This is a genomic window from Candidatus Nitrosocosmicus sp. T (assembly GCF_054408485.1).
This window is the reverse complement of record NZ_CP166992.1, coordinates 2,616,483-2,636,045: the sequence shown is the minus strand read 5'-3', so window position 1 is coordinate 2,636,045 and position 19,563 is coordinate 2,616,483. Positions and strand designations below refer to the sequence as shown.

The window sequence follows — 19,563 nt, the reverse complement described above, 5'->3', positions numbered from 1 at the left end:
CATCTTATGCAACAACGTCCATCTCTTTTTAATTTTGGTACTTCTTTTTTAGCCTCAAATCTCAATCTATTATGCGAAAAAATCATTGCAGTGCCAGAAGTAAACAGACAACAGAATCCTCTTCTAACAATACTTAATCCAATTCCTGTCATTGGATTACCATTAGATCAGTCTAGTTCAAACAATTTAGCGATAAATTTTGCAATTCAACTTTCTAAAACTGAAATAGATTTCCATACAGGAGGTATCTTTCCTTTACCTCCAGAACTTGATCCATTGGCAAATCAACGTTTAGCTGCTCATTTCAAAGTTTGTGCTGGCTTGGATTGTCTAGGCGACTTACCTTTTCTTCGAAGACCACCAAATGTCAGACCGTCTACTTCCAAACTAGAATGTTTTTGCCTTGATTTGTATGCTATAGGAGGATGTAAAATCTCTGGACTAGCAGAAAGCCAAAAAATAGGGTTTAAAGTCGATGGTATAGAGATAGTAGATCTAAAACCTCACGGTCTGGAAAATGCAATTGAATGTTATGCAAAATCTGTTCTTAATCATGGAATATTTCCCCATATTGCTGAGATTATTTCCAAATTGACATTTGGAGTAATTACTATTCCTCCATCCACCGGAAACTTCCAGGTATCAGGGAATTTACAACTTTCCGGAGCAACGACTGTTCCTAATAATCCAGCAATTGAAGATGATCAATTAAAGACATTTATCAATTTAGACAATTTAGACTTGGATATCGTATTCTCATCAAGTGGTAGCGGTAGTGGCGGTAGTGGCGGTAGTGGCGGTAGTGGCGGTAGTGGCGGTAGTGGCGGTAGTGGCGGTAGTGGAACTATCACACGAACAGTAAAGCCTCGATCAAGAACAGGCACTTTTGATCTAACAACTGCTATATCCGAAACCACATTCAAAAAAATATATGGTGCTCTTCTTGAAGGATTTAAATTTTCATTATCAGACACAGGCGGCTCTGGTACATTCTCAGTTGGTTATACAGTTTCAGCACATTTAGAGAATGGCACAATCGATTTGCGTAATAATGGTTCTGTTCTAATAAGTGAGTTAGACGTGAAATGGGATACATTGCAGCTTAACATAGGTATAGATATTCCGACACAAACTATTGGTGGATTTTGTCTCGTTCCAAACCCTTTTGGAGGATGCTTGATTCATGCTCCATCAATTGATCTTTTCGAGGCAACTCCTGACATATCCTTACCCCTTAACTTGGGCGGATTATTAACATCTGAACTTACTTTGAGTGCAATCCCAAAGGTCTTTTATGGTGTTGGCTCTGGAGTTCCAAATAGGTGGCAACTTACTCTAGTTCCTACACTTCCAATCGACTTGGATATAATTGACATAGCAGACACGATTGGAGATTTGTTTCATAATCTTATTGTAAATGCAATCGTCGGTCTTCTTAGTTCTTTGGGACTTCCTGATTGGGCAATATCTTTTATAGATACCGTACTCGGTGGAATAGAAGGAATAATTCGAAATATTTTAGATATTGGAGACGATGTGGGTGAATTTATTTTAAGTTTGATTAGCAATGTTGGTCTATTCCAGGACTTGATCGATAGACTGGTTCAGTTCATTGCTTTAACAATTTTGGAACTAAAGGATCCATTAGAAGTTCTTAAGGGTAATTCTGCTATACCGTTAATTCCAGTAAAGATACCGATCGAATTTTTGGATATTCGGATTAATAGTAATGGTAATGAGTTGATCCTCGAAGGAGATGTGGGTAATTAAATATGAATATTAAAATAAACCGATTTTTGTTTAGTCAAACTAATATCGATAGCGGGTCCCTCACTCCGCATTCTACACTTGTTTGTAACATTGCAGATACTGGAGAGTATCAGGGTGTTGTCTTGAAAGGATCGGGAATAGTTAGTAGATTTAGATTAAGGATTCTTGAAGAAAGACCACTGAATAGATCATCATCCTTATCTACGACAAACTCTAGGGAGGCTTCTCAACACGTTGATGAAAATAAACAAGTAAATGATACTTCTAATCAGATAAACATAGATTTAAGCAATATTACGAACATTTATACACTAAAAAAAGGTGGCTATGCTGTTTTCTACGTCTCTACTGGTGCAGGTGGCTATTCAATAGATCTTTATCGATTCGAAAGAGGATCACAAATAAAAATATTTGATAGCAAAGAATTAAAGGACGGAGTGATTTTCTCTGCGATGGTAATCAGACCCGGCACTTATTTGATAACAAATACAATGAATAATGCTAAGGCAGATCTTGTTGTAAACTATCCAGAACTTGGAAAGATGAAGAAAATCCTTACACCAATTAATGTAGAAAGCAATGCGAAGGAAATTGTCCCCAACAAAATAAACATCGATCCATCTCAAGGATTGATTTTCAAAATTAATGCTCTTTCCAGAATAAAAATTGAATTAACAAAACCTGAAGACAGACCACTCAAATTGCATAGAGAACAGTTTATTATGAGAACCAAAGGAAATGAAAAATTTCTTAAACGATATCGACTGGTACCTCGTAACCAAAGTCTGTGACCAATTCAATTTCATTTTTATCTATAACCTATAACTTAATGTGTGATGGTAATTCTATTGACTAAGTAAAGACATACTAGTTCTTATGAATCGTATAAGAAATAGCACTTTGAGTTGAGAGGATGACTATAAAATAAATAATGGGATGAGTTTAGGTGTAATTAATTCGTAGAACCTCATTACCACAAGGAACTTAATCCCAACCAGCTCAGATTGTTACTAAAAATCATACCAAATCCATCGATATTAAGCACTAATATGTAAAATCAGAGCAAGAGATTTATTGCACGATTAAAGGGTATGGAACCCTACTACATTCGGATTTCATAACTTAATTCTAAAAGTGCTAGAATATTAGAGTATTGCAATCAGTTAGCAAACCCAATATATTTTTTATATAGTATCCAGTATATGAATAAAAATTCAAAACCAGAAGAAATTAGAAAATTCAAAGGCGTGTTCCAAACAATTGCGGGATTTTTTATTACTGCATTTGTTATTGGATCTGTCTTGAGTCTCACTACAGTTACCATCGGATATGGATACCAATGTTTTGATTCGATCAAAAAATGTGTCTGTAATGGATCGGACAAGGATTGTAATACCATGAAAAGCAAAGAATGTAAGGGCGAGGTCGTAGACAACAAGTGTACTCAAAAACTAATAGGTGATGAACTTAAATTAGCGATCCAATAACAGCAGATATTTTTTATTTTTTTCAATTATTTATTCAGGACTCCTCAAGAACTACTGAGTTTCATTGTTTTGCTATTTTAAAATTTTATAAAGGCTAGTTAATGTATCAGAACCCTATTACCCCAAGGAACAATCCCCACATGCTCAAGCTAAATAATCCAGTAAATATAACTGAGTTATGGTCTGTTCCGAGTATCAATTTTTTCTGTAGTCCAAAATATAAAATAATTGAACCATTGTCCTATGGTTGGGTCGATGTACAATATGCTAGTGTTTAATTACCTCAAATAATGGCTTTTCTGAGAAGGTATGAATTGTAAACTTTTTTATTCAATTATTGTGCAGGAATGATATATTGACTTTCAGAACGAAATGCATTAAATTATATTTGCAAATTGTCATCAATACTAAAGGATAAAAAAACAATTACAAAAACACAGGTAATAAAAAAATAAGAATTATTGGACTTGTTTAAGAATCGTTTTCTATTTTTGTATGTTTATTTTTTTGATACTCTTCACTCGCTTGTTCAGTGCTTATTCTAGTATGCCCTTCTGATGTTGTTTGATGATCATCTGAGTCTCCCTTTACGGTCGGCGGTTCATCCGCATTTGTTTTAACATGTGTCATGGGTTCTTTGTCTAAATATTCTTTTAGTGAATCGCTTTGTCTATTTTTATTTGTTCCAGCATCACCCTCTTCATATCCTTTATCATTCGAACTCATCATATACCGTAATGATGAACAAATTATTTAACACATAACAATATAGTACTAGATTCGAAGAAATCCTATAGTTACTGATAAGAACCTTTTAATAAATAGTGAATATAATGATGTTCCTCATTCTATTATCTCTCCAAAAGGAATAGAATATATCAAACGATCTAAATTGCTTAAATATTTGCTTGCTTGTTTACACTTGGTTTTCTAACCGAGTAATTAAACCTTCAGAAAAGAATGCTCTAATTGGAATTTTATTATTGCCAAATTCATCTGTCAATCTAATATTTTTGGGCAGTTCGTATATTCCGATCGTCCTTGATAGGGGTAATCCCTGTTGAATCAACTCAACCCACACCAACTTTTCAAGAGATTCTATAAATATGATTGGATTCAACCTTGAACCGCATCCCATGGGCCCACGTCAAATCTGACTATTATTTTTGGGCAAAAAAATTTATGAAGTATAATATAAAAAATTTTATCCTATGGTGGCATTGTAATCTCAATAACATCATTTTGCGATTGAGTTTTATATTTAAAATTCTCAAAATACATATGATAAAACAGGAAATATTTCGATGGAATAATACTATAATGGATGAAATCAATAATTTTCTACAAAGAGGAAATAAAAAGATAATTAATATTCAGGTGGTGAAAGATTTTGATGCTGTGGTCACTGGTGTAAATTATATAGTCTTTTATGAAGAAGGTGCTGACTTCACATTTTAATATTTATAATTGCATACGAATTTCACAATATAGCATTTTTCAAAAATAGAAAAAGACTAAATCAAGATGTAATTGTCACTCAGTTAATTATTCTTTATGAATAAAATCATTAAAATTATAATTGTCTTCATGGGAACTGTTTTTGCTATTTTCATGATATTTTTTGGATTGGCATATATCTATTCTGCGGTGATTGGAACTAATGATCATTGGGATGATCCGTTGTATTTTTTAACTACAGGTTTTATGTGTCTAGCAATAGCATCTATCGTTCTCTTCCTATCAGTGAAATTATATCATCATGGATAAACTTGATAACAGGTTGTTCAAGATAAGCATCTCAATTTGTCTTAATTATGAAAGGGATTCATCAATAAAGAAAAAATTAAGATAAATAAATCCTTTTTCATGTCTGTCTATTTTACAGATAGGTGTTTATCTCTATGAAGATCCAATTTTTGTTATCTTATCCAATAAAATTTTCATTTATTGTTAATGTAATTGTTATGAAAAGATTTATAATTTCATCATGTTAATATCAGACCATTGCGTATAGTTTCTAAAACGATACAATTATTCTCAATCATTGTAATTTTGACAATGTCTCTTCCTGCCATGTATTCATCATCAACGATCACTTATCCAGGAGTTGATTTATTGAATATGGACTCTGCATTTGCTCAACTTTCTGGTAATAATAATAACATAATCCAGCTTACAAGCACATCATCCCATACAGATGACTTTGGCGATTTTCATATCATAGGTGAGGTAAACAATACCTCAACCCAACCTCAAACCAATATTGTAATTACAGCTATTTTGTCTGACACAACAAACAATAACAATGCTATTGTTGTTGGCAATCACTCTGCATTCTCCTCGATTGGAACTTTAAGATCAGGAGAGTTATCTCCTTTTGATATTGTAATACAAAATCCTCAACAAATATTAGGCAAGTTTAACTTTATGGAGTTCTCCACTACTTCTCAACCTGTTACCGCTGAAAAACCCTCTACTTTGGTTTTAAATGGCAGTAGTTCATTTGTAGACAATGTTGGAAATCCTCACATCACAGGTAACATAATTAACCAAGGACAATCTCCAGAACAGCTTTTGAATCTTGCTGCAACATATTATGATAATTCAAGTCTTGGTATTGTGGGAACACAAAGTTTTGGCCTAAATGTTGCTAATCTCGCAAATAATCAGATGACCCCTTTTGATATTACCATTACAGATAATAAAACTAAATCTCAAGCTGCTTTCTATTCACTTAATATGGACTCAATACAGAGTTCTATGAGTCCTCCATTTAACCCAAAGTTCACATTTGACAATGGCGGTGGAACTACAACTGAACAATTTATTACTGGTGGATTATTAGCTCCACTTCCTCCTCTACTTCCTGTGGTAAATAATAATCAAGGATCTAATGACAATGACAATGACAACTCTGGATCAAGTAATAATGACAGTAGCAACGGTGGTGACTTAGACTGTGAAGACATTGATGAAAGAAACTTCCTAGTTGGAAACAACGATCCAAACGACTTTGACGGTGACAATGATGGCATAGGTTGTGAAGCTGAGGATGTTAACAATAATGACAGTAGCAACGGTGGTGACTTAGACTGTGAAGACATTGATGAAAGAAACTTCCTAGTTGGAAACAACGATCCAAACGACTTTGACGGTGACAATGATGGCATAGGTTGTGAAGCTGAGGATGTTAACAATAATGACAGTAGCAACGGTGGTGACTTAGATTGCGCAGATATTCAGGAAACTAATGTTACGGTTGGAAGCAATGACCCGAATAACCTTGATGCTGATGGCGATGGCATAGGTTGTGAAGCTAACGATATTGACGACAATAATGGTACTAGGAGCGGCGATCTGAACTGCAGTGATGTCGAGGGAACAAATATTGGGGTTGGAAGCAATGACCCGAACAACCTTGATGCTGATGGCGATGGCATAGGTTGTGAGACAAATGATGAAAATAACGACAATGAAAACAACATCGAAGACAGTAATCCATGTACTGCTGAAGAGGCAAGTCGTGATTACACCTGTACAAGTAGTAGTGGAGACAATGATGAAATTGATGACTGGACCGATCCACCAGTAGAGGAAGAAAATAATGAATCAAGCCAAAGTGACGGTAACGGTGAAAATCCTACGACTGACAGCCAAAATGATGTAAACGAAAGCGAGAATAATGATGGTATCGAAGAAGAATCAAATTCTGAGGAATCAGATAACAATGAAGACAATAATAGTGACAATGAATCAGAAAGTGGAGATAGCGAAAATTAAACTTGATGATGACTGAGTTTGAGGGAGGATGCCCGAGCAGTTCCTCCTCAGGTCTATTAGTTGTAGTATCCTCAGCATTGCAATCCATAATTATAGTCAAATTTGTTACTAATTCCCATGGATGTATTCAGCAAGAGTTAAAATTTTTGGTTATAAATTGAAAATACTATTTAGATTTATTTAGGATTTATTTCATATGCCATACCGTATGGACAATTTTTTTTGAAGAATTTATTATACATTTGCTTCTGATGCACCAACTAATTCCATCGAGATCTTGAGTATAACATTAAATACTGATGCACAATTCCTTAAATTCAATAACATTATCTAAGGATCATCTTCATGAACTTTAGAAACTATGTCGATGATGTATCATCTTCTCTGAAGCCCAAAAACAACGGATTTCTAATAGTCTTTATAGCCACTGTTATAACAGTTCTAGTAGATTCTCAAATCGGGATTATTGCCGATTTTATACCTGAATATTTGACTTCTTCTTTTGGTATATCATTATTTATTAGTTTTACAGTATTTTCTATCTTCTCTTCTTTCTTTATGATAAATTATGTGAGACATATTAATAGTTTAACTGCGGGAAAATATGCTCATTTCAAACCGATCTATTATCTTGTATTCGGATCACAATGTTTGATTTCGTCGATTCTTCTTTTTGTTGTTACTCAAATGGTGATATACCAAGAATATAGTATTATCCCTTTATTCATCATTAACATTATTAGTTATGGGATTTGGATTGGTATTTTGGCACTATTGACAAGGGCTTTTATTTTATGGTATAAGAATTTTAACAAAAATATAATGATATTGATATTTGCCATTGCTATGATCCTATATGTTATCAATGGAGTATTCGGACTCATTACTCAAATTGATATGCTGACTCAACAAGATCCGATTATAACTTCTAATCATGTTGCATATTTTCCCGAATTTAGTAATTTCTCTATGAGTGATCAATTTAATGCAGTTTATCAGACCGCTTCTATAGTAGCATTTTTGTTGACATGGATGGGTAGCGTAAGATTGCTTTATCAGAATTTAAAAAGAGTTGGGAGGTTCAAGTTTTGGACAATGATGATTATATCTCTAATTTATTATCCTTTATCCTATCCTCTTTTTGTCCTAGGATATTTTAATCCCCTTGGTAATGAAAATGCGATGCTTAATATTCTAGTATTCTCTTTTGGAGGTATTATTGCAGGAATTCTTTTTGGTATCTCATTTTTATCAATAGCAAGGACTTTGAAGACAAATTCTATTGTCCGAAATCAGTTGATGCTAACTGCATATGGATTCTTACTTTTCTATCTTGCGGGTTCAGCATATGCTTCTCAGGCTGCATATCCTCCATATGGCCTAATTTCGGTTTCTCTTGTCGGATTCTCATGCTACCTTATTTATTCAGGATTATATTCGGCCGCCCTAACCGTTTCTCAGGATAATGCACTTTTAAGATCAATTAGGAAATCAGTCACTGAACAAGCTAATTTTCTAGGTGGTATTGGTACTGCTCAAAGAAATAAAGAGTTAGAATCCAGAGTGTTAAAAATTGCTCAGAACCTTGAAGAGGAAATCAAAGAGAAATCTGGAGTTGAAACGTCATTGACTGAAAATGAAGTGGTCGATTACGTACAATATGTTATTAATGAAATGCATGGAAATAAAAAATAACAAATGATATCTTAAATCGACTGATTGTTTGCTGAACTTGAGAAAACTTCACTATGTATAAGTGGATTCTATTCAACCTTGAATCGTATCCCCACGCGTCCAAACTAAATGATCTCGAATTTGGTATTAATACCCTGGATATATCTAACCTAAAATAAAATATTGATAGCTAAGGGTTTTATCTATTTCGTCATGAAGTTTTCTTATGATCAGGACAGTTGTCTATACTATGCTAAGAGATTTTGGTTCAAAGTGGATCAGGATTGAACTGACCATTCAAGAGAGTATATGAACGACTCACGTACTGGGTCGCAGCAGCCTCTTGAAAATAACGAATGGTCGCAGTCCAGTTATCGTTAGTCTCTCTTGACGTATCAATCGTTAGGGTTGCAAATCCTCGATTCTCCTTTGAAGAGAAACTAGCTACGCGCTCCCATTGGATGTTACGAGGTCCTCTTAGACCGGTGTTACGGGTAAGCGGCGATGAAACAAATTCGGGGACCATACGACTCTCTCCTAGATCAACATGATAGATTTCATTAATGTGAGTATCACCTGAGATAAACAGAAGACCATTTATAGCCCTACCCATTCGAATTGCCAATTCTCTATAAAGCCTCTCTCGCTCATCATCGTATATACTTTGACCATAACCCTCTCCATCCTCTGCATGATGATTCCAGCTGATACCACTACCTAGTATTACGACCCGAGGAGCTTCGGCACCACGTATATCGATTGTATCAATTACTTTATCAATTATGTCATTACCAAAGTATATTCCTCTGTCCTTATCACGCCTAAATCGACCATCAAGTAAATAGATATCAACTAGGCCATAAGAGATCCTGGTGGTTAGTCCTGTTTTACCAATTTCTTCAAGTGAAATGGGTTGATTTCCCCAGTATTGTAACCAGGTCCATACAGCCTGCATCCGTAACTCGCTGTTAATAGCTTTGCTGTCTTTGTCGTTTCCCGCAAAGTCATGGTCGTCCCAGATACCGCATGATGGTACCTTCTTAGCCATATCGAGGAATTCCAAATGGCGTCGCATTGAGATATGAGCAGCATGCATTGATTCTACATTATGAGGTATCTCCTTAGTCACATGATCATAAAAATAGAACGTATCACCAAGATGAACGAACAGGCGCACCGGGCTGATAGCACTTGAAGGTGATTCTGCTAACGCTTTAATGGCTGTCCATGATCCCTGTGCTGTCTGCTTTTTAGATTTGACACAAGAACCAAATGCAAAAGTAAATTGTCCATTAGATCCTTCATGAGGATATGTAAGAATGGATCCAGAGCCATCAGACACTGAAGATTCAAAACCACCGCGCAAAAAACTGAGGTTAAATTCATAACGTCGATTCGGTAAAAGACCGGTTAGATTGAATCGATGAGTGGGCTCTATCTTTTGAATTTCATCATGTACCTGGCGATTGGTGATAGTATCAAATGCTCGAAAGCGATAGTAGCCCGTTCGATCCATCCGATAAATTATAACTGCAGAAGTGTCTGAAACTTGACCCACCACAGGACCCAGGACCCGATACCCAGATCGTGGCAGAGGATCTTTAGCACGGCTGGCTGGGGCAACACAGAACGACCCTGTTGACCAATCTCGAAGCATCAATACAGCATTATCGTTGTCAAGGAATTGATTGACGTTACTATTTCCAATTAAGGGCATTGAGTGACCATTAGCAAATAAAAGTATGCTACCTACAAACCACCCGTCATTACCGTCCTTGCGAACGAATACCTCGGCAATATCAATTAGTTTGCGGTTAAGTGCGGGTGGCACTGGAAGAGGGAACCTTTTAGTCTTTCCACGGTGGGGCAAAGTTCCAATACGAATTGGTATTTCAGATAGTCCGAATTCATTATAGAGCTTTAGATTAAAAGGCTCATAAAGGCGTGTACCATCGGAAAAAACAATATTTACATAATGAAGATCACCGGAGCTAGCAGAATGTGCGTCTACCGTAGAGATTTCAAGCTCAAGTGAGCTAAGATCCTCATTCAATATTTCTGGATTGTCAATATATTCCATAATTTATCCATCCTATCTTTTTATAATATGATACTTTAATTTTTTTTGTAGACACCTTGTTTTACATGAGAGTGACCCCACGCGCCCAGACTGTTACTAATTATGTTATCTAATCTATCACATATTAAGAACAAAAATTGCAAAATCAGAGCAAGAGATTTATTGCACGATTAAAGGGTATGGAACCCTACTACATTCGGATTTCATAACTTAATTCTAAAAGTGCTAGAATATTAGAGTATTGCAATCAGTTAGCAAACCCAATATATTTTTTATATAGTATCCAGTATATGAATAAAACAAACAACATTCACAACAAAAACAAGAAACTCATTGTCGCATCAATTGCAATAGTGGTCGCATTTGCTCTGTTCGCATGCCCCATTGTGGCTATGGATGAAGCCTTTGCAACCAAAAAGAAATACAAAGGTGGAAACGTAGCTCAGCAATCAATATCTCAATCACAAGCATCAGTACAGAACGCATTGTGTGCATCTGGAACTGGAACATTCGTGTCGTGTAATAACCTTAGCTTCCAAAACCAAAAGAACAGTGGAAACAACGCATTAGCACAACAAGGTGGGAGTGGAAAAGGTGGAAACTCTGCAGAACAAAGCATCAGCCAATCACAATCATCCAACCAAAATAGTCATGTAGTTTCTGGTGGAGATACAATAGGCTCTGGTAACAACATAAACGTTCAGAATCAAGAAAATTCAGGAAACAACGCATTAGCACAACAAGGTGGGAGTGGAAAAGGTGGAAACTCTGCAGAACAAAGCATCAGCCAATCACAATCATCCAACCAAAATAGTCATGTAGTTTCTGGTGGAGATACAATAGGCTCTGGTAACAACATAAACGTTCAGAATCAAGAAAATTCAGGAAACAACGCATTAGCACAAAGCTAAATCCAAAACCACCTATCTTTTTTTGAATTCATATTTTCAGTTTACTTTAAGATTGGTCTAAGTATAATTAATTATTGCATTGAATTTCATTACCACTTGGAACTTAATCCCTTCCGCGGATGAGAACTGTTACTAATAGTTATTTCAGAAAGCTATTATAGTGTTGGGATCAAAAATTATTTATTTTGAATTCTTGAATTGACTTTATTACAAGTCTATCAAGTTTAATAGTGGTCAAGAATCATTTCATCATTTTGGAGGAGATCCAAAAGGGGAAGATCCTTTTGATGTTTCCGGTGTTAATACGCCGTCATTAGAAGGACGTGGTTTAGACTCCCCTGGAACTTCAGTACAATAGGGATCTTCATCTATTCTTCCATCAAGATTATCATCTTTTCCGTTTCTACAAATCTCATCATTTGATATTGGAAGAGGTAAATCACAGTATTTAACAACGCATTCTTCCTTGTCTTCTTCGTCTTCACCAGCTCTCTCTTCGTTTGGTCCTGGTACAAGCACAGGATCAGGAAGGGGCACGTCAATAGGCCCATTATCGCGTCCAGTATAGAAGGTATCAGGTTTCTTTTGTGTAACCATGTTTGTAGGTAAGGTTTCCTGTGCTATCCCTGTTTTGGTATCTGTAGAGGTCGATGAGGATTCAGTATTGGAAGACGATGCAACATCGTTCAAATTGTTGGATGATGTAGAAGATGAAGATGACAATGGCGACGACGAAGACGGTTGTTGGTCTACAAAACCACTATTTTCAGAAGTAGGTGGGGTTTGACGACCAAAAGGACCGGGAATGTATGTTTCAACACCAGCGTTTATAGCATCACAAACATCTCCCAAGCCATCCCCATCACTATCTTTTTGATCTGGATTAAATTTAATGTCACAATTGTCTTTTGTGTCTACTACACCATCATTATCAGGATCAATAAAGTCCGGATCGCAGGCGTCTCCCAAGCCATCCCCATCACTATCTTTTTGATCTGCATTAGGTATGGCAAAGCAATTATCTATTGACTCCGGTACACTATCATTGTCCCCATCAACTTGATCTGGATCGCAGGCGTCTCCCAAGCCATCCCCATCACTATCTTTTTGATCTGGATTTGTAAAGCGACAGTTGTCTTCTGTATCAACAATACCATCAGAATCCCGATCATGGGCAACTACGATATCATCTGAAAGCGGCGGTCGTGTTACAACCCCAGTGGTGTCGCCTCCATTGGACTCTAGTATGCCATCTTCGTTTCCTGGAGATGGTCTTAGATTAAGGTTAGTGTTAGAGTCTGTAGATGATTGCGGTGATGAAGACTCTTGACTGTTAGACTGTTGATTATCTTCTTGCTGATCTTCATCTCTTTCTACACCTTCAGTGTCTATATTTACTTCACCCTCTCCATCTACATCATCTGAAGTTGCTAGTACAAACTTTGTAGATAGAGTATTCAGTTCAATCGGTAGTATAGTAACTGGTATAATCAAAATTAGCAAAGCTGATAATGGTACAAACACCATAAGGTCGAGATTATATGTATTTTCTTTTACCATTTAGATATACTCCTTATGAACAATAGATTAGGGATATAGTGCTATTTATTAAACATTAAAGGATTACAATGCAAAATTATAGATTTCACCAAAAATCCAAAAATTTATTCGTTTATTTTAATTTTTTAACAGTTTTGTAGTATCTTCGTATAATATCGCAATAAGTTTTCGCAACTCTATGTTTATTGTTTTCTTATTAACTCTGTAATGGCGATAGCCCAAAGTGATGCTATTATAATCCAAACGCTTACTTCTTTTTGGGGTATAATCAATTCCCTCTTTGGGTCAAGCATAAGACACATGGATTAAAGTTACGCACTGATTGTTCAGTCATTCCTTTTTTCCGTTGTTCTTTCTAATTACTCTAGTCTCATCAAGCACCATCACTAAATATTGTCTAATTTCGTTATCATCTCGCATTGTAGATGCTACTCCTGTTTTTTTTTCCAAAATGCCTGCGTGTTGATGGATTAATTTTACAAGATTTCGTATAATCTCTGCATTCTCCTCTGCATTACTTAAAGTATCTAGTAGATTATACTCCTTTACATATTTTCTGACTAACTGACGTAATTCTGCATCTTGAGCCACTGACAACGCGACAGCGTATATTCCCATGGTAAAAAGAAAAGCCGCAAACACAATAAAGGCACGTTGGATTGCTCCAAAGGGAGGAAAAGAATTGTTTGTTATCCAGTTATTGGTCGTTGGAGAAATTAAAAGGGTTGCTAATGCTGCTATAACTAAATAGTTAATAATAGGGGAATAGGAAATCTGTCGTCTAAGCGTTTTTGCTACTAAAATATATGCATAAGCTATTACAAAATCAGCTGTAATCCATCCTATGGTACCTATTACCCTAAAAATAAGAAACCTTGACTCCATATATACAAATTCACTGCCGGTTGACTTTAAAAATTGAGGACCAAATACACCTGTTAAAAAAAGTGTAGGGGGTAAAATTATAAGTATCCAAAATATTTTTTTTCCTATTCGATCCTTAAAGTAACGAAGGAAAAATGCAACAGCAACTGTTTCTGCGATAGCAATTGCAGTAACTTGAGGGACAAGAAATCCATAGAGATGAATAACAAGTTCTATACTAGTTAAGTGTCTGCTTGCCATGGAATTACTAGCGGGGAAATCTGGATCTATAGTGGGTGGTCTTGAAACGACTAGTTGTTTTATGTCTAGTGTGATAGCAACCGTCGTGCTTATACAAAGGAGCATCGATGATATACCAAATGCCAATATCATTATATTATGCCGTTTTTTGACACTCAAATTGAACCATGACAAGAATTTGTATGTACGAAAACCAAAGAACAAGATAGATACCGTACTTATGAGGAGAAGTAGAATCAGCAGGTAAGTACTATATTGTGAAAATAACATCATTTCAACAATTATAATTCCAAAAATGACTAAAAGTGCATAAAGAAAAATAGGAGTTGCTTTGTATAGCCTATTAAAAAACGAAGGAGCCTCAAAGTTTTTTCGCAATGCAACCATATAATCTCTCAGTGCATAAAGACATGCAAAAAATACAACGATGCTCATTATCACAAATAATATTACACCAAAAGAAGAAGTAAGTGGTTTTCCTAAAACGTCAAAAAAAGTGCCAAAGATGACATCGGTTATTATTATTGCCCAAACAATAAACGTCATTAAATACGTTTTTTTGTTAATAATACTTGTGGTGACAATCATTGGCAATTTCAATTCAATACTCCATGTTTCTAGGTGTTTAGTTTTAACTTTTTCGGAAAGTTTTAATAACTAGATTATTGTTCCTATTATTGAAAAATTTATTTTTGTCAAAAAAATCTATTTAGAATGTTCACCTACTTTCATTATTAACAAATATTGATTATTCTGGGCTGCCTATTCAAACCAGATATTATATATGATATATCTTTTAATCTGTTTTTGAATATATTATTCAAATTCTTGTACTTTTTTAATCTGGTATTAGATATTCTATCATATCTTCTTATGGAATGGTATTTTTGAACTCTTTTTGTACTCAGGTCAATTCATGATCTTTTGTTATTCACCTTGCTCAAACACAAATCTTCCTCCATATTTTTTTTCAAGTAGATGTAACAATACTCGGTCATCCTCTTTTATTTTTCCATTTTGTAGTTTATTTTTATCTATTTTTTCCTCTGTAACGGACATGCCGGAAGATTGTCCCAAATCACGGAAAAAGTTTTCAAATCCTGCTGGCCTAAATATCATTAACAAAATCCCATGTTGTTCTCCAACCTTCTTATATGAATGAGGTATATTTTTTTCAAGCCTAAATGGGGTGTCATCTTTACCAAATCCTTTCTTTAATTCTTGATTACCGTATCTAAACACAAAATCTCCCTCTATGACACATATTGTCACATCTTCCTTGCTATGTTTATGTAAAGCAACTTCTTTTTCAGGACCCGCAGGAAAAGATAATTCTATCAATGAATATTTGTTGTTTGTCATTTCTCCTGTAACCACTATCTTTATATCAATTCCAAAAAGACCGATTTGTTCAACTAGTCGAATATTATTTTTGTTTTTGTCGTTAATGTGTTTAGTGCCATTTTTGGAATGATTTACATTCAATACTAATAATTATCATTATCTAAATAATAATATAGTTATTTATGAGACTAGATTATTTAGCTGATGTTATTTAATGAAATAAATATACTTTTTGTTAGAAAATAATCATTAGATTATCTTTCTTTGCAATTGCTCTTATTATATTGAATCTATATATCGCTTTAGAATTCTACTACCAAAAGGAGCTTCTCCCTCACCTATGAGCTCTACATTCATAAAAAGTCAGATTTGGGGGATAGACATTTCTATTCCTAGTAGCCGAGTCCAATAACAGTTCTTTGTGTTTGTTAGCAAAGTTAACGTTAATAGAAACAATTTTGACTGAACATAAACACAAGTTTCTATTTAATGCGTTATCCATGATTGAACAACTTTGGGGATGGCGCCATATGCGATCAGATTGTTTCGATCATCAGTATCGCGAAATCCAATATATCCGAAGTGATTATCTCCTTCTCGATATATAGTGCATGCTAAAGTGTCTGGATCAATTAGATCACATCCATTTTCAGCGTTAGCATCCCTCTCAAAGGCAATTTCATTTTCTATAGTTGTTTCATTGAAGTTATTTGGATGAGTAATAGTTGGTTGAGATCCATTTGATCCTAATGCTAAATCCCCCTCATATTTGGGATAATAAATAGGCTGACAGAAGAATCCCATTGATATGCAATCTGGTTCCGATTCCAAAACATCATCTTCTGGATTATACCAATTATGGAATTGGATTACCTGCCTTTCAATTACTTCTCCGTAAATAGATTTTACAGTCGGATCATAAGCATCTGCTCGGGGTTGATAGTTATCATCATATCGATCATCAGGATTGGTAGAAACCTCTTCATCATCAATTGCAGCTCCGAGTAAGTCAACCGACAATATTTTTTGCTGTTGCTGATTCCACTGTAAATTTTCATCCAAATTCCTTATTGTTTCAACTACTACCCTGGACCCAAGAGAGTGTGCGAGAATTCTGACTTCAGAGTTAGAACAGTCATTCTTATAGTTCGTAATAAAGTTAGCCAAATTCTTGCCATTATGTTTTGCAATTAATTTAGCAATATTCCACCCGTGGCCATCTTTATCTATCTGGGTGTCAGAGTCCCAACTATAACCTACCAATGTATTTTCATATCCGCTCTGATTCAATGATAATCCAACTCTGTTAAACACCTCTACAGGTTTTTCTAAAGAATTATTTCCAACCCATACTCCATGGACATATATTACAATTTCTTGGGGGCATGAGAGTATTTTATCGGTATGGTCAACAACATCATAGAGCGTGGAATTTGATTTAGGAGTGCCGTCTGCTTTGTCATAATGGTCTCTCGTAGATATAATAGGCAAATCAGCTTGTTGACTCCAGGCTATTGAAATAGGAGAAATCACGAATCCAACAAGTACGATAATTATTCCGGGGGATAGTATTGAGGATTTCAACATATTTGAACTGTTTCACAAAACTGATAATATTAAACTTACGATACATAGGTATAAAATCAGTATCAATAACTTAATAGTCGTGTGTGGCTCTGAATCTTGTTGACAGAAAATCAAATATACGTTGTATTTTGTAATATACAAATAATCTTAATCATGTCAGTATTTCTTTAATTCAGATCATGATCGCCTATTCCTTCGTTACTGAAAAGTAGTTAATTGAACAAGGGTTCTACCTTTAGTATTAATAATTAGTATTTAGGATTCTATTCAACCTTGAACCGTATCCCCCCGCGCCCAGACTGTTAGTAATAGAAAGTTAATACATGAATAAATTATCTTGGTTCAGTCGATTAATTTTTCAAAGCCCCATTTATTGGAATTATTATTTATCCAATTAAAAAAAGATGAAGAAGATTTGTTTCCGATTTATTCCTTTGACCTCGTTTTTATGAAAGATACTGCTGTTATCGATGCAATGGCTGAGATAATTGCTGCACCGATAAAAGTCAAGTGAAATCCTTGATTCAACGCCTCTATCATATTCGTCCCAATATCGATTAGGAGGTCGGAGTGAGAGGTCGACAGTGAAACCATTATTGCCAGCCCTACTGCCGATCCTATTTGGTAAGTTGTATTAACTAAACCTGAAGCAATCCCTGATTCCTCATTTCTTGCATTTGATATAGCCGAAACCAATATTGGAATATAGGAAAACGACATTCCCATTGCGGATATGATAGATGCTGGTAGCACATAAACTAAGAAGATATAATTGTTATTACCTTGGTCAGAATTTGTAGGAGTAAAACTAAAAAGAATTAGTCCTACAGTTAAGAGCCCAAGGCCGACAATTAGGTTTTCCTTAACTCCTAATTTACCTATTAATCTAGGCATCAACCAAGTCATCATTATCATTATCAGTCCTGTCATTGGAAGCAATGCTAATCCGCTCTCTAATGGTCCATAGTGAAGTATTTGTTGCAGGTACAAGTTAAGGAAAAACCACATTGAAACCCATGAAGCTCCCAATAGGGACATCACGATATTAGAAGAAAGAAGATTAGGTGTCTTGAAAATTTGTAATGGAATTAATGGATCTTTACTTCTTTTTTCAATCGCAACAAAACCAACAAACAATGCTATTGATATAGACAAGAGCAAAGATGTTTGTAATGATGTCCATCCATTTTCATTTGCTGTTACAATTGAGTATATCAGTAGACCTAAAGATGCGGTGATTGTGAGTGCACCCAGGTAGTCAATACTTCCTTTCCTTTTTACTCCATTGGGTATTAATTTGGGAATCAATGCTAGTACCTACTATTCCAATAGGAACATTTATCAAAAATACCCAGGGCCAATCAAACCAGGCTGTAATAATGCCTCCAAGAAAAACTCCCGCAGTACCTCCAGCTGGTGCAGCTGCTCCCCATATACCCATGGCTTTATTCATTTCAGATTTGTTTGCTGAAAATAGATTCATTACTATAGATAGAGCTGAAGGTGCAATCAAAGCAGCACCCAACCCCTGTAAAACTCTAGCAGTTATGAGCATGTCATTTGACATTGCTATTCCTGCCAGAACTGAAGCTCCAGTAAGAATCAAAAATCCGATAGTAAAGACTTTACGTTGACCTACAATGTCTGATAACCTACCACCAAGCAGTAATAGAGCACCAAAAGTAATTACATAAGCATTAAAAATCCATTGCAAATCTGTTTGAGTTATGCCAAAATGCTCTTGAATGGTTGGTAGCGCTACTCCAATGATGGATGTATCTAAAATAATCAAAAATTGAGCTAACGACAAAATGGTTAATGCTTTCCATCTATTTGGATTTGATACTAGTACCGAGGAAGGAGAAGGAGGGGATGAAGAAGTCAATTAGCGACCCTCCTAAATGTACTTGAATCAAAATTTCTTGTCGATAATATTTTTTTAGTTCTAATCATATCTAGAGTTTGTTAAGAAAAAGAGATAGATAAGACAGTGGCTTTACAATTGTAAATATCATATATATCGCAAACTATTTTACATTTGTAAAGGCTGGAATTTAATTATATGGATACATTGATAATTATTGATGAATAATCAAATACAAAAAACATGTTGTCAAACAATAGAAGATAAAAACATGAAAGTAAAAGAAACGAATACATGTTGCTGCAAGCGATAACAAAAAAATTCTCCTTAAATATCATTATTTTATTTTATACGATACATTATCACTTTTATTACTCTCTA

General features: G+C 35.2%; 16 protein-coding genes. 7 read left to right on the top strand and 9 right to left on the bottom strand.

Annotation, left to right across the window (positions count from 1 at the left end; genetic code table 11):
* Positions 1-6: 6 nt before the first annotated feature.
* From AB0A59_RS13580 to AB0A59_RS13570, 3 genes are all read left to right on the top strand, one after another.
* A complete protein-coding gene (locus tag AB0A59_RS13580) occupies positions 7-1,770 on the top strand; it encodes a hypothetical protein (protein ID WP_458744610.1) in 1,764 nt (587 codons plus the stop codon).
* 2 nt (positions 1,771-1,772) lie between these two features.
* Positions 1,773-2,561 carry a hypothetical protein gene (locus AB0A59_RS13575; protein WP_458744609.1) on the top strand — a complete coding sequence of 263 codons (789 nt, stop codon included), beginning with the start codon at positions 1,773-1,775 and terminating at the stop codon, positions 2,559-2,561.
* Positions 2,562-2,972: 411 nt separating this feature from the next.
* Positions 2,973-3,257, top strand: a complete 285-nt coding sequence (locus AB0A59_RS13570) for a hypothetical protein (RefSeq protein ID WP_458744607.1) — start codon at positions 2,973-2,975, stop codon at positions 3,255-3,257.
* 471 nt (positions 3,258-3,728) lie between these two features.
* Here the strand turns inward: AB0A59_RS13570 and AB0A59_RS13565 are convergent, their stop codons facing one another.
* Positions 3,729-3,986, bottom strand: a complete 258-nt coding sequence (locus AB0A59_RS13565; protein ID WP_458744605.1) for a hypothetical protein — start codon at positions 3,984-3,986, stop codon at positions 3,729-3,731.
* Between the two features lie 187 nt (positions 3,987-4,173).
* Positions 4,174-4,395, bottom strand: a complete 222-nt coding sequence (locus AB0A59_RS13560) for a hypothetical protein (RefSeq protein ID WP_458744604.1) — start codon at positions 4,393-4,395, stop codon at positions 4,174-4,176.
* A gap of 143 nt (positions 4,396-4,538) precedes the next feature.
* On the opposite strand from AB0A59_RS13560, the gene AB0A59_RS13555 reads away from it, so the two are divergent.
* The 3 genes from AB0A59_RS13555 (at position 4,539) to AB0A59_RS13545 (ending at position 8,732) form a co-directional block, all read left to right on the top strand.
* A complete protein-coding gene (locus AB0A59_RS13555; protein WP_186434231.1) occupies positions 4,539-4,715 on the top strand; it encodes a hypothetical protein in 177 nt (58 codons plus the stop codon).
* 663 nt (positions 4,716-5,378) lie between these two features.
* Complete coding sequence (locus tag AB0A59_RS13550) at positions 5,379-7,037, top strand: hypothetical protein (protein ID WP_458744603.1); 1,659 nt, start codon at positions 5,379-5,381, stop codon at positions 7,035-7,037.
* Positions 7,038-7,382: 345 nt separating this feature from the next.
* On the top strand, positions 7,383-8,732 hold the full coding sequence (locus AB0A59_RS13545) for a hypothetical protein (RefSeq protein WP_458744601.1): 1,350 nt from the start codon (positions 7,383-7,385) through the stop codon (positions 8,730-8,732).
* Between the two features lie 247 nt (positions 8,733-8,979).
* Here the strand turns inward: AB0A59_RS13545 and AB0A59_RS13540 are convergent, their stop codons facing one another.
* The gene (locus AB0A59_RS13540) at positions 8,980-10,791 is read right to left on the bottom strand and encodes an alkaline phosphatase D family protein (protein WP_458744599.1); all 1,812 of its coding nucleotides are present in this window, start codon (positions 10,789-10,791) and stop codon (positions 8,980-8,982) included.
* Positions 10,792-11,081: 290 nt separating this feature from the next.
* Between AB0A59_RS13540 and AB0A59_RS13535 the strand changes: the two genes are divergently transcribed.
* Entirely contained in the window at positions 11,082-11,702 is a 621-nt protein-coding gene (locus AB0A59_RS13535; RefSeq protein ID WP_458744597.1) for a hypothetical protein, read from the top strand.
* A 249-nt stretch (positions 11,703-11,951) separates the two neighbouring features.
* Here AB0A59_RS13535 and AB0A59_RS13530 read toward each other — a convergent pair whose 3' ends face one another.
* From AB0A59_RS13530 to AB0A59_RS13505, 6 genes are all read right to left on the bottom strand, one after another.
* On the bottom strand, positions 11,952-13,262 hold the full coding sequence (locus tag AB0A59_RS13530) for a thrombospondin type 3 repeat-containing protein (RefSeq protein ID WP_458744595.1): 1,311 nt from the start codon (positions 13,260-13,262) through the stop codon (positions 11,952-11,954).
* Between the two features lie 330 nt (positions 13,263-13,592).
* Positions 13,593-14,987 (bottom strand): hypothetical protein, encoded by a 1,395-nt coding sequence (locus AB0A59_RS13525; RefSeq protein WP_458744594.1) that lies wholly within the window; start codon positions 14,985-14,987, stop codon positions 13,593-13,595.
* Between the two features lie 327 nt (positions 14,988-15,314).
* Positions 15,315-15,872 (bottom strand): cupin domain-containing protein, encoded by a 558-nt coding sequence (locus tag AB0A59_RS13520; protein ID WP_458744592.1) that lies wholly within the window; start codon positions 15,870-15,872, stop codon positions 15,315-15,317.
* 345 nt (positions 15,873-16,217) lie between these two features.
* The gene (locus AB0A59_RS13515; RefSeq protein WP_458744590.1) at positions 16,218-17,318 is read right to left on the bottom strand and encodes an alpha/beta hydrolase; all 1,101 of its coding nucleotides are present in this window, start codon (positions 17,316-17,318) and stop codon (positions 16,218-16,220) included.
* A gap of 426 nt (positions 17,319-17,744) precedes the next feature.
* Positions 17,745-18,626: an MFS transporter gene (locus AB0A59_RS13510; RefSeq protein WP_458744588.1), complete on the bottom strand. Its 882-nt coding sequence runs from the start codon at positions 18,624-18,626 to the stop codon at positions 17,745-17,747.
* Positions 18,577-19,203 carry an MFS transporter gene (locus AB0A59_RS13505; RefSeq protein WP_458744586.1) on the bottom strand — a complete coding sequence of 209 codons (627 nt, stop codon included), beginning with the start codon at positions 19,201-19,203 and terminating at the stop codon, positions 18,577-18,579. The genes AB0A59_RS13510 and AB0A59_RS13505 overlap by 50 nt, the downstream gene beginning before the upstream one ends.
* Positions 19,204-19,563: the final 360 nt, after the last annotated feature.